This window comes from Bacteroides sp. (genome assembly GCF_028690125.1).
Taxonomy (GTDB): domain Bacteria; phylum Bacteroidota; class Bacteroidia; order Bacteroidales; family Bacteroidaceae; genus Bacteroides.
In genome coordinates this window covers 70901-87654 of the sequence record NZ_JAQVBV010000005.1, presented here as the reverse complement: position 1 = coordinate 87654, position 16754 = coordinate 70901, and the positions used below count along the sequence as shown (strand labels likewise).

The 16754-nt window shown below is 35.1% G+C and carries 11 protein-coding genes; 9 read left to right on the top strand and 2 right to left on the bottom strand.

Annotated elements, in window-relative coordinates:
* Positions 1-246: 246 nt before the first annotated feature.
* Together PHO71_RS04840 and PHO71_RS04835 are read left to right on the top strand one after the other, a co-directional pair.
* Positions 247-480 carry an NVEALA domain-containing protein gene (locus PHO71_RS04840; protein ID WP_367279881.1) on the top strand — a complete coding sequence of 78 codons (234 nt, stop codon included), beginning with the start codon at positions 247-249 and terminating at the stop codon, positions 478-480.
* Positions 481-569: 89 nt separating this feature from the next.
* Positions 570-1223, top strand: coding sequence for a hypothetical protein (locus PHO71_RS04835; RefSeq protein ID WP_300199742.1), 654 nt, complete (start codon positions 570-572; stop codon positions 1221-1223).
* Here PHO71_RS04835 and PHO71_RS04830 read toward each other — a convergent pair.
* On the bottom strand, positions 1174-2076 hold the full coding sequence (locus PHO71_RS04830) for an IS3 family transposase (protein ID WP_300200023.1): 903 nt from the start codon (positions 2074-2076) through the stop codon (positions 1174-1176). The two genes, PHO71_RS04835 and PHO71_RS04830, sit on opposite strands and share 50 nt — an antisense overlap.
* Entirely contained in the window at positions 2007-2573 is a 567-nt protein-coding gene (locus PHO71_RS04825; RefSeq protein ID WP_300199739.1) for a transposase, read from the bottom strand. Before PHO71_RS04825 ends, PHO71_RS04830 begins: the two co-directional genes overlap by 70 nt.
* Before the next feature lie 169 nt (positions 2574-2742).
* Here PHO71_RS04825 and PHO71_RS04820 point away from each other — a divergent pair, with 169 nt between their 5' ends.
* From PHO71_RS04820 to PHO71_RS04790, 7 genes are all read left to right on the top strand, one after another.
* The gene (locus PHO71_RS04820; RefSeq protein WP_300199736.1) at positions 2743-3798 is read left to right on the top strand and encodes a BF3164 family lipoprotein; all 1056 of its coding nucleotides are present in this window, start codon (positions 2743-2745) and stop codon (positions 3796-3798) included.
* A 940-nt stretch (positions 3799-4738) separates the two neighbouring features.
* Positions 4739-5878 (top strand): 6-bladed beta-propeller, encoded by a 1140-nt coding sequence (locus PHO71_RS04815; protein ID WP_300199733.1) that lies wholly within the window; start codon positions 4739-4741, stop codon positions 5876-5878.
* 125 nt (positions 5879-6003) lie between these two features.
* Positions 6004-6342: a DUF1573 domain-containing protein gene (locus PHO71_RS04810; RefSeq protein ID WP_300199731.1), complete on the top strand. Its 339-nt coding sequence runs from the start codon at positions 6004-6006 to the stop codon at positions 6340-6342.
* A 1299-nt stretch (positions 6343-7641) separates the two neighbouring features.
* A complete protein-coding gene (locus PHO71_RS04805) occupies positions 7642-8745 on the top strand; it encodes an efflux RND transporter periplasmic adaptor subunit (RefSeq protein ID WP_300200020.1) in 1104 nt (367 codons plus the stop codon).
* A gap of 33 nt (positions 8746-8778) precedes the next feature.
* Entirely contained in the window at positions 8779-11847 is a 3069-nt protein-coding gene (locus tag PHO71_RS04800) for an efflux RND transporter permease subunit (protein ID WP_300199728.1), read from the top strand.
* 8 nt (positions 11848-11855) lie between these two features.
* A complete protein-coding gene (locus tag PHO71_RS04795; protein WP_300199725.1) occupies positions 11856-13355 on the top strand; it encodes a TolC family protein in 1500 nt (499 codons plus the stop codon).
* A 17-nt stretch (positions 13356-13372) separates the two neighbouring features.
* Positions 13373-16615: an efflux RND transporter permease subunit gene (locus PHO71_RS04790; RefSeq protein WP_300199722.1), complete on the top strand. Its 3243-nt coding sequence runs from the start codon at positions 13373-13375 to the stop codon at positions 16613-16615.
* Positions 16616-16754: the final 139 nt, after the last annotated feature.

The following is a 16754-nucleotide window of genomic DNA, read 5'->3' as shown; positions in this document are numbered from 1 at the left end:
TAAATATTGTTTGCGTATTTTTTATACAGTTACTTCTTGGATATTACATAGAAATTCACGAAGTTTGGAATGATACCAGAACTTAAAGCTTAATAGTAGATGTATAACTTTAAATATAAATACAAAATGGCATGGGAAAGAATAATAAATGAATATGGGTGAATCATGATTAAGTGCTTTTTAGTTTACAGAGACATATAATCTTATATTAAATAATATTCAATAAGAAAAAACCTTATATGAGAAATTGCTTTAATAATAGTACTCATAATGATGACAGTTTATATGACTTATACTTTTCAAAAGGTAGAAACTATATTATCAAATTTAGCATTGTCGAATATGGAAGCACTGGCTGATAATGAGGGGATAACTCCCCTTGATTGTTATACGGCACATTGTTGTTATGACCCTTCAGCTGATTGTTTTGGGTATCATGATGGAGGGTGGCGTTATTGTTACGATATGAGAGGATATTAACTAAAGAATTAATGCTGGCAATGGATTAATAGAGTTCTGTGAAGAGGTATCTGATAATCTATTGTTAGCTTTAATTTATAAAAGTACTTATGAGAATATTTTGCACTTTTTATTTGTTGGTGGGATTATTTCCGTTTTTTGGTCAGGCCCAAGAATTAAATAGAAATATAGAAGAGTATATACGTAAAAATAATGTTGTAACTGTTTCAGCTAGTGACACGACTTATTATAAAAAAGGGAAACCTTATTTAAAGAATTATGGTGATGGGATTAAAACTTTGACTGTTCCTAAAGGAGCTATTGCTGTTCCGATGCCAAAGGGATTGAATGACATTAATTGTAAGTTTTATTCTCCTTTTGTGTCTTCAAATCTGGAATTTACTTTGTATATAGTCCAGTTAGTTGATGGTAAAGAGAAAATGACCGCTATAAAAGGTGGTGACATAAGACAGGGAGATAGAACTCGCGTTGATTTATTAGTTGATTGGTCAAACTATCAGAAAACTGTTATTTATTCATATTTTCTTAGTGGTTGTGTATTTAGTGCCCCTTATTTAATAGGAGAGAAGAATGTTGCTAAATTTGTTAACTTCAAAATGAGTGGTGAAATATTGGGGCAGAATATACCTGCAATTCTTATCTATGATGAAGGAAGTAAAGAGACTATGAACTGCACCCCAGAAGTTGGACGGATTATTTTGATACAGCTATCAAGTTTTGTTTTCGATATTGAACTGGACTGAATCCATCGAGGTTCAGTTTGATTCTTTTTGTATTGTAATACTTGATATATTTATTCAGTTCTCGTATAAATTCCTCTATTGAGGTGAACTTGCGTAAATATAGCAATTCTGATTTTAATAATCCAAAGAAATTTTCAATTACAGCATTATCAAGACAATTACCTTTACGAGACATACTCTGTACGACACCTTTTTCTCTAAGTAATCTTTGATACGTTTGATGCTGATAATGCCAACCTTGATCAGAATGAAGAATAAGGTTTGTATTATCTGGTACTTTCCTAAATGCTTTCTTCAAGATATCTGTAACCATATTAAATGTAGGTCTATATGACACTGTGTAGCTTATTATTTCCCTGTTGTATAAATCCATGATTGGAGATAGAAAGCATTTTACACCAAACATTTCAAACTGAGTAATGTCCGTTACCCATTTCTGATTAGGTTTGTCTGCAATAAAATCTCGCAATAACAGATTTGGAGCTATTTTTCCATATTCCCCTTTGTAAGATCTATACTTTTTGATACGAACCATACATTTTAATCCACAACTGTGCATGAGTTTAAGAACGGTCTTAGAATTTATGACATACCCCCGTCTTCGAATCTCTAAAGCAATACGTCTATATCCATATCGACCCTTATTCTCGTGATAAATAGCATGTATAATTCGTTTATATTCAATATATTTATCAGTAATATTACTCTTGCTTTGATGATAATAAAATGTGCTTCTAGCCATCCCTGACACCTTCAATAATACTGAGAGTGTATGTTCTTGCCTTAGTTCTTGGATGGCGGCAGCTCGTTCCCTTTCTCTTGGTCGATCCGCTGCTGAACTAAGGCTTGTAATTTTTTTAAGTAGGCATTCTCCGCTCTAAGGTATTCGACCTCCTTCTGAAGACTCTTATTTTGCACAGACGACGCCTCTTCTGATTTTTCATTTTTCTGCTTGCTTTTAATTGTTCGCATAGTTTCACTCCACATTTTATGATTACTGTATAGTCCGGCACTGCCAGAAGTATCATATAATCTCTTCCATGAAAGAACTGTACTCGGACTTGGAATACAGTATTTTAAGGCAGTATCATACAAAGTTAATTTATTTGTATACATATCCTCTATTACAGTGACCTTAAATTCACCACTATAGTTTAAACGACCAGGTAAAAGGCTATCTTCACCATGGCGTTCGCACATAGAAACCCAGTATTTGACTTGCATGTGATCTGCTCCAATTTCTTTAGCAGCAGCCCGTACAGAAACGTGATCATTTAGAACCTTTCGAACAGCAACTATACGCTCTGTAAAATCATGTTTCTTGTTTTTTCTTCTCTTTTCTTCGAACATAAGTTTATTGATTTATGTCCAACTTCTGGGGTGCAGTTCACTAAAAAGGAGAATTTAATAAAGAAAATGATTGTTGGAAAGGAGCTGGATACTAGTATTGAAAAATATAAAGATATTTATAAGCAACTGGGTAATTATTGTATTATTTATTATAAACTAACAAAGAAAAATGAAAAATAGTTTGAAAATATTTATAATCCTAATTCTACCTTTGTTCATTATGTCAGCATACTATGAAACTAAACAGTATCCTGATGTAAGTCTTTTTTCTTTTGATGATTTTAAAGAATGTATTGAATTGAAAGGAGATAGTGTTGCTTTTGATGATATTTTATTGAAGCCTGTTAAAATACATCTTATTGATTCTTTTTTGATAACTAAAAATAGAAATGTTGAGCAGATCTATCACATCTTTAATATGCAGTCAAAGAAAAAAGTGGGAGAATGTGTCACATTTGGTATAGGTCCTAATGAAATGATTGATCCGACCTTGATTCCGTCACATGATGGCAACATCTGGCTTTTGGATAGAAATCGTAGGGTGCTGTATATTTGTGATCAAAGCAAATTTCTTTGTGAAAATAGAGTTGAGATTGAACGTGTAATTTCCTATAAAGAATTTTGCAATGATATAGTTCCTTTATCAAGAGGTAAATTTCTTGCTTCTATGCATACTTTTGCTCATAAAAGATTTTTTTTGTTTGATGCTGATGGAGATACTCTTTTTACTAAAGGAGATTACCTTTCTCTTTCCAACTTGAATACAGATGTGGAAAAGATAGAAGGATTTGTGAATAATTTAGGGGTAAATGAAGAGGGAACTAAGGTTGTGGTTACCTATAAACGTACTGATTTGATTGAATTTTATGATGCTGATATGAACTTATTGAAAAGGCTTCATGGACCGGATCATTTTTTCCCGGAAGTACATCAGGAAGGAGACCGGATAAGATCTAACAAAGGATTTGAAAGAAATGGATATTTATATCCACATACAATAGGTGGATATATATATGTGCTCTATTCGGGAAAAGTTTTCGATCCAAAAGATGCAAGACATTATCTTAGAAATAAGATTCTGGTGTTTGATTGGGAAGGTAATCCTAAAAAATATTATCAATTGGATACGCCGATTTTTGACTTTGTTGTTGATGAAAAAGTTGGAATGATATATGGGCTGACTGATAATCCTGAAAGTCATATTGTACAATTTAGGATAAAATAATTTGTTCAAAAATTGTGTTTGAAAAATTGACATACGGATAAGATATTCTGAAAAAGTATAATGAAGAAGATTAAATAGGTTTTTGTTTTTTTTATTACAAAAAAATACATATCTTTGGTCGTTAATAATTAATAAAACAATCATGTTTTATTAATATATGGTCTTGATGAAATGATAAGGTGAATAAAGTGTTGTAGAATGTAGGACGAAATGGACTATTTTAGAAAAAAACAAGATTGGTTATAAATTGTCTGCAAGTTTTGAGTGTTTTTACTCACATATTTCTTACCTTTATTTTTGAAATTTAATGTATATGATATAGTAAAATAAATAATGATGGAAAAACACAAATGTAAGTGAGTAATACTTTGTCTTGCGTTAAGCATAATTGCAGTATGTTCTGATAAAAAAAATCGTCTGAGAATAAGGATAAAAAGGAAGAAGATAAAGATAAGAATAATATCGAGTTGCAGCAAATATGTTTTGCTTTCGCAGAAATGATAGATGTGGATTAAATGTTTATTTTTTAAATAAAAAGTATAAAAATGAAAAAGTTTATTTTATCTATATTGTAACACTGGTAGCTATAATTATGAAATATAATGTTTATATTAGTCAAGGGGTCAATTGTTTGTCAGATATGGTATTAACTAACATTGAAACATTCGCGAATAATGAGAGTGGAAGTGATAAAAAACTGGCAAGAAGGAGAAAAAACTATTGTTTCGACATCATCTTCTGGTTGGACATTTGATATTAAATTAAATGTTTGGTTATTTGAAGGAAAAGTTTCAAACAACACACCTTCGTCGATAGAAACTGTGAAAATAAAATGCTGTAGATCCAGATGGTTGTTCTTACGAAGAGTGCTAAATTTACTAACAGAATTGAATGTGGGTATCATAAAGTGCTCCACATTCAACTCATTATTATCATAAAAATGAAAAAATATATTTTTATTTTAGTGACATTTGTATTGATTATCTGTGCATGCTCTTCTCCTCAAAGAGGAATGGATTCTCCTGTTAATGCTGTTAATATAGATGTAAAAAACAATGAGGAACTAGATTTTAAGAAATGCTTTGACTCTGTAAAATATGTAGCATTGGAGACGACTAAAGAAATACTTATTGGCGAAATTACCAAAATGTTTGTAACAAATGAACATATAATTATCTTTGATCAAAAATCAATGGAAATTTTTTTATTTGGGATTGATGGGAAATTTACCAGAAGGATTGGCAAGAAAGGTGAAGGGCCGGATGAATATATGTTTATAAATGATATTCAGTTTGATAAAGAAAATATGTTAATATTTGCCCATGAAAGATTTAGAAATTGTATATACACTTATGATTTGTCTGGTAATTTGGTAGATAAGACTCAGAAATCATTAATATCATTCAATTCTTTTTTTAAAACAAAAGAGGGTCTTTGGGTATATAGCTGTTTTAGTGATCAGAACCAAGAATATTATAATTTGACACTTTTAACTTCAAATTTGCAAAGTGTTAGGAAACAATTTTTCCCTCAAAAAGAATTTGTAAATGTAACATTTTCACCAACTTTTGTGAGTGATGAGCATGGTAGGGTTTTCTTTTATTATCCATCAAGTAATGTCGTCTATGAAATCTCAGGTACAGATGTTATTCCTTATCTTCAAGTAGATTTTGGTGAAAAGACAATGCCTTATGATAAGATTATTGAGATGGATAACAAAGAAGAATATGATAAATTGCTTTCCGGTAAGACTTATTTGGGAGATATTAGTCGGTGTTTTATAAATAAAAATAGAATATTTTTCTCGTTTATAGAAAGCGGATTAGGGATAGTACATTCTTATAATTGTTTCTATAATATTAAATCGAAAAAAGGTTATGTATTTAATAATCCTTTTATGGCATCGGTAAAATATCCTATTTCGACACAACTGTTGTATTCTACAGATACTATGTTGATATATCCGGTTTATCCATCTATATTTACTGACGACAGTTTAACTGAATTGAGTAAGTCTCTGTCTGCTGATATACAATTTGATTCTAATGTAATTTTAGCAATATGTTCTTTAAAAAAGTAATAATCGTTTTGAATCTGGAATATGATTGTTATATTTTAACAACATGGAAAGCTTTTATTCGAATTCAAGGAAAATACTAGTCTTTCTGATATTATTTGTATCTGAAAACTATATTGAATGAGGAAATGAAGTTTAGTAAAGATAGACGACAAATCATACTGACAGAAATAACTCTTGATAAGTCATTTATTTCTTTTGGTGATTTTGCTTGGGAGCAAGAGCAAAAGGTCGAATTTGTATTAACTAATATAGGTGTCAATCTTTTGGTAATTGATAACATAAATACTTCATGTGGCTGTATCACGGTAGATTATATCAGGGAACCTGTTCGTCCAGGATATACTTTATTATTGAATGTGACTTATAAAGCGGAATATGCGGAACATTTTGATAAAACCATAACGATCTATTGCAATGTGAAAGATTCTCCTTTTCAGTTGAAAGTTACAGGAAATGCAAAGTAAAGGCTAGAATATATATATGATAAAACGCTATGAATTTCAGGCTGCTTTCATTGTATTGATTATCATGCTTTGATGGCAAATGTACGAAGTTATTGACTATGAAGAAAGAAGAACCAATATTTTTATTAGAGACTTCTTTACAATCATTAGATGATAATCAGCAAAAAAAATTAAAAGTACTTTGTTATTACTAAAAGGTCCGTTTGATAGTTTTAAATATAAAACAACTTGTTTTTTCGAGAATATGCCTTATTATGGATATTTTTCTGGAAAGTAATTGGGAAGCTATAAAACATTTTACGTCTGGTTGAAAAATTTTCCTGTGAGGCAACCTGAAGAGTTTGCCGATTTTGTGAAATAAGTATTTGAACTGATGGAGAAAGTGGACAATAAATGGAATATATTTGAAATTGATTCCATCTATCTGTAATAATATGGAATCGGTACTCAGAGTCTAGCAAAAGCAACCTTGAACAAAATATGTATTGTTTGATGATTTGTGACATATAAAAAAGGAAAATTATCTTTCATCACTGATTCAAGGAAACAACCGTCTGGATATTGCAGAGAAAGATACCTTATTTATTTTCAGTATAAACCATACTGCCTCTGTACTTTCGTAAACAGTCAGAGCCATAAGGAATATCGTTATTTGAGAAACATTGGTTATAAAAAAACATTGTCACATTGCTGGGATTGGTTTTTATGGAACTAATGATACCATTCCGTTCCAAGAAAAGGCTATTCCGAAAGAAGAGGCAGTATGTATCAATGAATGAAATGACTTATTTTCTATATAGACAGTTGATCGGTTGGGAGCAGAAATAGGATTTACGCTTTAAAGATGGTATAATATTATTAGGTTATAGTGTGGTACATCAATATCATTTTATGAAGAATTGTTTATTTATCTCCGGAAATAAGATTGCTAACTTTAAGGATTCCACCTATTGGGGAATGTTGATGGACGATTTTATTGTTGGGAAATCGACATACGAATAAGATATTCTGAAAAAGTATAATGAAGAAGATTAAATAGGCTTTCGTTTTTTTATCACAAAAAATCATATATCTTTGGTTATTGATGATGACTAAAATAATCATGTTTTATTTGTATATGATCTTTGATGGAATGATAAAGTGAATAAAATATTGTAGAATCTACGATGAAATGGACTATTTTAGAAAAAAAACAAGATAGGTCATAAATTGTCAGTAAGTTTTGAGCGTTTTTACTCACATATTTCTTACCTTTATTTTCGAAATTTAGTGTATATGATATAATAAAATAAAATAATGATGGAAAAACACAAATGTAAGTGGGTAGTGCTTTGTCTTGGGTTAAGCATAATTGCAGCATGTTCTGATAAAAAAGAATCGTCTGAGAATAATGATAAAAAGGAAGAAGGTATTTCTACTATACTCTCTGATGCTAAAAGTGAAGTGACCATCCAAATACTGCAAAGACAAGTTTTTAATCATGAACTTGTTAGTAATGGTAAGGTAAGTTCTCGAGATAAGGCGGAATTACGTTTTGAAAGTAATGAAGTCATTGCACATATTTATGTCAAGAATGGTGATCGGGTACAGAAAGGTCAGAAATTGGCGGAACTGGACAAATTTCGTTTGGAAAATAAGCTGTCACAAGCTGAAAATTCACTGATGAAAGCGGAACTTGAGCTGAAAGATGTTCTTATTGGTCAAGGGTATAATGTGGACGAACTGGATAAGGTTCCGGCAGATGTAATGAAGTTGGCTAAAGTAAAGAGTGGATATGACCAAACTAAATCTCAATATGCATTGGCTAAAAGAGAAAATGAACATGCTACATTAGTGGCTCCGTTTGATGGAATGATAGCTAACTTGTTTGCCAAACCTTTTAATCTTGCGAATACTTCGGAGGCATTTTGTACATTGATCGATACTAAGGGAATGGAAGTAGAATTTACGGTATTGGAAAGTGAACTCTCCTTGATTCAAAAAGGAGATAAGGTAGTGATTACTCCCTATGCGGGAGGAAGTGCTTTCGAAGGTAGTGTTTCTGAAATTAATCCATTAGTAGATACCAATGGGATGGTAAAGGTGAAAGCAAGTGTAAACGGTCAAGGTAAACTTTTCAGTGGCATGAATGTTCGTGTAAGTGTTCACCGTTCTTTAGGCGAGCAATTGGTAATCCCTAAAACTGCGGTTGTATTACGTTCCGGCAGACAAGTCGTTTTTACTCTGGAGTCAGGACAAGCGAAATGGAATTACGTAAACACCGGATTGGAGAATGCAACGGAATGTATCGTATCCGATCGGTCGCAGAATGGAGTGACGGATGGATTGCTGGCAGGAGATACAGTTATTGTAACCGGAAATCTGAATCTGGCGCATGAAGCTCCGGTGACTGTGATATGGTAAGATGACGGACTGAGAACGACAAATACTGAGAACATGATAAAATTTCTGATACAGCGTCCCATTGCCGTATTGATGGCTTTTACAGCTTGCTTTATTATCGGCTGTGTGACGTATTCTACTTTGCCCATATCCTTGTTGCCGGATATCGCCATACCGGAAATAACCGTGCAGGTTTCAGCCTCGAACACTTCGGCTCGTGAGTTGGAAAACACATTGGTTAAACCATTACGGCAACAGTTACTTCAAGTATCTGCTTTGAAGGATATTCATAGTGAATCCCGAGATGGTGCCGGCATTATTCGTTTGTCCTATGAATATGGGACTAATACTGATCTTGCTTTTATCGAAGTGAATGAAAAGATCGATGCCGCAATGAATTATCTTCCTAAGGAAGCGGAACGACCAAAAGTAGTGAAAGCCAGTGCAACGGATATACCTGTTTTTTATCTGAACTTGACTCTGAAAAATGACAATTCCTATAGTAAAACTGACCAGCAGGCTTTTCTTCAAATGTGTGAATTTGCTGAGACGGTTATCAAACGACGAATTGAACAATTGCCAGAAGTTGCTATGGTCGATGTGACCGGATTGCTTGAACAACAGGTACAGATTGTTCCCGACCGAGATAAGCTTGCTATCATGGATATTTCCATTGAAGATATTGAATCCGCTTTATCTTCAAATAATGTGGAACCGGGTAGCATGAGGGTGCGTGATGGTTATTATGAATATAATATTAAATTTTCCACATTGCTTCGTACCTCGGAAGATGTGGAGAATATTTATCTGAAGAAAGGGGATCGGATTATCCAATTGAAAGATTTCTGCCGTATCAATATTCTTCCTGTCAAAGAAAAGGGCGTTTCTCTGTCCGGTGGAAAACGTGCGGTGACATTAGCTGTTATCAAACAAGCGGATGAGAATATGGACCAGATGAAGGATGCTTTGGTCAAAACGATGAATAGTTTTAAAAAAATGTATCCGGATATAGAGTTTAGTATTAGCCGTAACCAGACGGAATTGCTTGATTATACTATTTCCAATCTTCAGCAGAATCTTTCTTTGGGATTTTTATTTATTTGTATTGTTGCTATCCTTTTTCTGGGAGATGTGAAATCTCCACTGGTTATTGGAATTAGTATGGTGGTATCTATTGTCATCAGTTTTGTATTCTTTTACCTCTGTGGTATGTCTCTCAATATTATATCTCTTGCCGGACTTATTCTCGCATTGGGTATGATGATAGACAGCTCGATTATTGTGACAGAGAATATTTCCCAATATCGTGAAAGGGGATATTCATTGCGTCGTGCATGTATTGTTGGGACTAGTGAAGTGATGACTCCGATGCTTAGTTCTTCTCTGACCACGATCGCAGTATTTGCACCGTTGATCTTTATGAGCGGTATAGCTGGAGCTATCTTTTTTGATCAGGCTTTTTCAGTAACTGTTGGTCTGATGGTTTCTTATTTTACCGGCATTATGTTGCTTCCGGTACTCTATATGTTGGTTTATCGTACCAGCATCACCACCCGAAAATGGCGATGGCTTTCTTTTAAGTTTAATAATCCGATTAAAGATCACACTATGGACCGTTTTTACGATGCTGGTGTGAATTGGGTATTCGCTCACAAGACTATTAGTGTTCTATTCTGTGTTGTTTCCATACCCCTTTGTGTTTTCTTCTTTTTCTTTATTGATAAAGAACGGATGCCAGAGATCGAGCAAACAGAACTGATTGTCCGTATTGACTGGAATGAAAATATTCATGTAGACGAAAATCAGGATCGTGTAGATGCCTTGTTTCGTGCAGTGGAGGGAAAAGCTACTGAGCATACTGCTTCTATCGGGCAACAGGATTTTATTCTGAAACGAGACAGGGAACTTTCTTCTTCTGAAGCGGAAGTCTATTTTAAAGCTAAAAGCGTAGAAGATATTCTTGCTTTGCAAGAAGAAGTGTATCAAAAGATAAAATCTGATTATCCTTTGGCAGTAGTCTTTTTTTCACCACCCGAGACTGTGTTTGAGAAGCTGTTTGTCACTGGTGAGCCGGATATTGTAGCAGAGTTTTATGCCCGTAACAAGAATCATGCACCGGAAGCGGGAACATTACGCAAGATGGAAAAGAATCTGGCGCAACAAACAGGAGTAGAGCCTACCAGTATTGCTTTCGAAAACCAGTTGAATTTAACAATCAATAAAGAAAAATTATTGCTTTATAAAGTGTCATATAATGAACTTTATCGGGTTTTGAAAACTGCTTTCAGAGAAAATAGTGTCAATATGTTACATTCTTATCAGCAATATCTGCCGATTACTATTGCTGGAGAAGAGAAAACGGTTAATGAGGTTTTGCATGAGACTTTGGTCCAAACACAACCGGACTCAAAAGGACGTCCTAACTATATTCCTTTATGGGAACTAGTGAACGTGACTCCGTCGGAGGATTTAAAAACGATAACTTCGGGCCGCAATGGAGAGTATGTTCCTTTTGACTTTTATAAGGTGGAAGATGTTAATACTTTTATTAAAGACGTTAAACAAATGGCAGATAAAAGTGGCGGATGGGATACAGGTTTTTCCGGTGGCATATTTTCTAATCAGAAAATGCTGGATGAATTGGTAGTGATCTTATTTATTTCGCTTCTACTAATGTACTTTATTCTAGCATCTCAATTTGAGAGTTTCCTGCAGCCATTGCTTGTGTTAGCAGAGATTCCTATCGATGTCGCTTTCGCACTGTTATTACTTTGGTTGTGCGGTCATACACTGAATCTGATGTCAGCTATCGGATTGATTGTGACCTGTGGTATTGTAATCAACGACTCCATTTTGAAGCTAGATGCCATCAATGAACTGCGTAAAGCTGGGGTACCTCTGATTGAAGCTATTCATGAGGCAGGACGTAGACGTTTGCGGCCAATTATTATGACTTCACTGACAACTATTTTCGCTATGGTTCCTTTGCTTTTCTCTTTTGATATGGGTTCGGAGCTGCAGAAACCTCTTTCTATTGCTATGATCGGAACAATGACTGTCGGAACTGCTGTGAGCCTGTTTATCATTCCTTTGCTTTATTGGTTTATTTATCGGAAAAAATAAAATTGAATATGAAGAAAATATCTGATTACCTGATAGCTGCGGTCTTCCTTTGTACTCCATTTGTTGCTGTAGATGCTCAGCAACCTGTTATGCTAGACCTGAATCATACGATTGAACTGGCAAATGACAGTTCTCTCGAAGCCTTCCGTACTCAAAATATGTATCTTTCCGGTTATTGGGCATATCGTACTTACCAAGCAAACCGCTTGCCGAGTCTGACAATGAACCTGACTCCTGCTCAATATAACCGGGATATAACGAAACGTTACGATTCAGAGTCTAATCTTGACGTATATCGTACCCAGCAGTCATACTATGCTTATGGTGGTCTGTCTGTGAAACAGAATTTTGATTTAACGGGTGGTACTTTTTATTTGGAATCGAATTTAGCATATATGCGCAACTTCGGTGATAATAAGGCTATTCAATTTACCAGTGTGCCTATCCGGGTCGGATATTCACAAAGCTTGCTTGGATATAATGCTTTTAAATGGGAACGTAAGATTGAACCATTGAAATATGAACGTGTAAAGAAAGAGTTTCTTTATAATGTAGAGAAAGTATCAGAGAAAGCTACCTCTTATTTCTTTTCTTTAGCTATGGCACAAGCTGAATATGACTTGGCGAAAGAGAATATGGCTTCCAGTGATACTCTTTATCGTATTGGTGAACAACGGCATAAAATTGCGGCTATTTCTCAAGCTGATTTGCTGACTTTGAAGCTAGACCGAGTAAATGCGCAAAATTCATTGAAGAATAAAGCGATCGACCTGAAACGTGCCATGTTTTCATTGGCTTCTTTTTTGAACTTGGATAAAAATACACAAATTAAATTGGAACTTCCATCTCATCTTAATGATTTGCAGATTCCGGTAGATTTGGCTTTGCAATGGGGAAGGAGCAATAATCCTCAACTGCTCGAACTGAAACAGAATATTTTGGAAGCGGAACGGAGTGTGGATAAGACTAAAAAGGAATCACGGTTTAATGCTAGTGTCAATGCCAGTATCGGTTTCAATCAAGTAGCGGAAAATTTTGGTGATGTGTATCATAAGCCTATGCAGCAAGATCTGGTGGCTGTCAGTGTTTCTATTCCTTTGATTGACTGGGGGGTGAGAAAAGGGAAATTTAATATGGCCCGGAACAATTTGAATATCGTGAAAATATCTTCCCGTCAGGATGAGATCAGTATTGAAGAAGAGGTTATCATGACAGTGAATGATTTTAATATTCAGGAACAGCTGATTGCCAGTGCAGAAGAGGCATTGAATTTGGCGATATTAGCATATGATCAAACTCGTCAGCGTTTCATTATCGGAAAGGCTGATATCAATAGTTTGACCCTTTCGCAAAATCGTCAGCAACAGGCACAACGTAATTATATTTCTGCATTGCAGGAGTATTGGCTGAATTATTATAAGATCAGGCGACTTACTTTGTTTGATTTTGCTACAGGAATTTCACTTTCCGACCGATTCGATTTTAATGGAGGAAGTATAGTTAAATAAAGAATGAAAAAATAAGAATGAAGAATTTACCGGAGAAACAAAGTCATTCAAAAGTATCTGCTTTTACTTTGATTGTCGCTTTTATTTGTGTGGCATTGGTTGGGCTTACACTCATTCCACTGCTTCCGGTGAAGCTGAACCCTTCAAGGACTTCACCCGGGTTTTCCGTATCATTCAATATGTCTGGTGCTTCTTCCCGCGTAGTGGAGATGGAAGCTACCAGCAAACTGGAGGCAATGCTTGCCAGAGTCAGAGGGATAAAAAGTATTTCTTCTACTTCGGGGAACGGGTGGGGAAGAGTCAATGTAAGCTTGGATAAACATACAAATGTAGAAATGGCGCGTTTTGAGGCGTCTACTATTATTCGCCAGACTTGGCCTGAATTACCTAAAGAGGTAAACTATCCTACTATTCAGATGAGTGGTGTCGGAGAGAGAAATCAGGGACCTTTTATCTCTTTTACTATTAATGCGCCCTCTACACCAATTCTCATCCAGCAGTATGCAGATGAACATATAAAACCGAGATTGTCGCAAATAGCCGGTGTTTACAAAGTGAATCTTAACGGAGCCACTCCCATGGAATGGAGACTGGAGTATGATAGTGAGCAATTACGGAGCTTGGGGGTGTCGGTGGATGATATTAGGCAGGCAGTCGGCTTGCATTATCGAAAGGAGTTTATGGGGACATCGGATGTGGAACATTTCGGTGGAGAAAAAGAATGGATTCGATTGGCATTGGTTCCGGAAAAAGATAACAGAATCTTTGATCCTGCAGATATTTCAATAGCGATTAAAGATGGTAAAATGATCAGTCTGAATGAACTAGTAAAAGTTACACGTGAAGAAGAAAAACCACAAAGTTACTATCGTATTAATGGACTGAATTCTATTTATTTATCATTGGTGGCTGAAGAAACGGCCAATCAGTTGGAGTTGAGTAAACAGGTAGAAGCGGTTATGAAAGAAATTCATGAATTTCTTCCTGCAGGGTATGAAATACACATGAGTTACAATGCAACGGAATATATTAAGGAAGAACTAAGCAAAATTTATTTGCGTACTGGAATGACAGTGCTTATTCTTCTCTTGTTTGTGTTGTTAATTACTTGGCGACCTAAATATTTGTTTCTGATTGTTGTTAGTTTGACTATTAATATGGCAATCGCCATCATTTTCTATTATCTGTTTGGATTGGAAATGCAGCTTTATTCCCTGGCAGGTATCACTATTTCTTTGAACTTGGTGATTGACAATACGATTGTGATGAGTGATCATTATCTAAGACACAGGAACTTGAAAGCTTTCTTGTCCGTGTTGGCTGCTACGCTGACTACTATGGGGGCTTTGGTAGTTATATTTTTCCTTGATGAAAAAATACGTCTGAATTTGCAGGATTTTGCAGCGGTAGTTATTATTAATCTGGGAGTCTCTTTATTGGTCGCTTTATTCTTTGTTCCTTCTTTGATAGAGAAGATTGGGCTGAAGAGAAAAGGTAAAAGAAAAAAGAGCGGTGTCAGATGGCAGAGACTAATGAACCGTAATTGGTTTCGATGGATCAGGCGGATAATGAGACGGATACCTGTTTATTTTTCTCATTTTTATATGTGGCTGATACGGATTCTTTGCCGTTGGCGAGTTGCAGTTTGTTTATTGCTTTTGTTTGCGTTTGGATTTCCTGTATTCTTGCTTCCCGAGCACATGAAAGGTGAAGATAAGATGGCTGATTTTTATAATCGGACTATAGGAACACCCACTTATAAGGAGAAAGTGAAACCCATAGTAGATAAGGTCTTTGGTGGAAGTTTAAGGTTGTTTGTTGAGAAAGTTTATGAAGGTAGTTACTTTACCCGCAACGATGAGGTGGTATTATATGCCAATGCAACTTTACCAAATGGTAGTACGTTGGAACAGATGAATACATTGATCAAGCGTATGGAAGCCTATTTGAGTGGTTTTAAGGAAATTAAGCAGTTTCATACTTCCATACAAAGTGCCCGGCGGGCTTCTATCAGTGTTAATTTTACGAAGGAACACCAGTATAGCGGTTTCCCTTACACGTTGAAAGCAGATATCATCAGCAAAGCATTGCAATTGGGAGGTGGTAGCTGGGATGTATATGGGCTTCAAGACCAGGGATTTAGTAATGATGTCCGTGAAAGTGCCGGTTCTTTCAGGGTAAAAATGTATGGTTATAATTATGATGAACTTTACTCTTGGGCAGAAAAATTGAAAGAGAAATTATTATCTCACCGTCGTATCAAGGAGGTAACAATTGGTTCTGAGTTCTCTAATTGGAAAGATGATTATAAAGAGTTTTATTTTGACTTAGATAAAAAGAGAATGGCGGAAGAAGGGGTAAATGCTCAGACTCTGTTTGCAGCTATTCGTCCTCTTTACGGTCGTAATATGGAGATTGGTTCGGTACTGACACAAGATGGAGTAGAAAAAATTAAATTATCTTCCCGTCAGTCGGAAGAACGAGATGTCTGGGCGATGCAATATTTCCCTGTTCAGGCAGGGCGTCGGGAGTATAAATTGTCTGAATTAGCAAAGGTTGAGAAAGGGCAGATGCCCCAGGAAGTCGCCAAGGAGAATCAGCAATACCGTTTATGTCTCCAATATGAATATATTGGTGCTTCTGAGCAAGGCTATAGAATATTGGATAAGGATTTGGAGGAATTTAAAGAAATTCTTCCCATGGGGTATTCCGCCAAGTCAGAAAGGCAAAATTGGTCTTGGGGATCGAGTGGCGTGAATAAGCAATACCGCTTGTTACTAATTGTGGTTGCCATTATTTTTATGATTACCAGTATTTTGTTTAATTCATTGAAACAACCATTAGCTATTATTTTTGTGATTCCGGTTTCTTATATAGGGGTATTTCTTACTTTTTATTGGTTTAAGTTAAATTTTGACCAGGGAGGTTTTGCTTCGTTTGTATTGCTTTGTGGTATTACAGTGAATGCAAGCATTTATATTTTGAATGAGTATAATGCATTGCGCAGGCGTTTCCCACATCTTTCTTCACTTCGTGCGTATGTGAAAGCTTGGAATATTAAAATTATCCCTATTTTCCTGACAGTAACTTCTACTATTCTAGGGTTTATACCTTTTATGGTAGGGACTGAAAAAGAAGGATTCTGGTTTCCGCTGGCGGCGGGAACAATCGGGGGATTGATCATGTCAATGGTTGGTGTTTTCATCCTGTTACCAGTGCTTACATTAAAAAAGAAAGATATTCTAAAAGCTTATACTTAATTTAGCAGGAATGATAGATAATTGTTGTGTTGTTCCTTTAGATATAAGGTTATTTCATATTACAAACATAAGAACAAAAAATGATATCGTGATTTCATTGGTATGATGACATCGTTTTGATACTATGATGAGAGTGTGT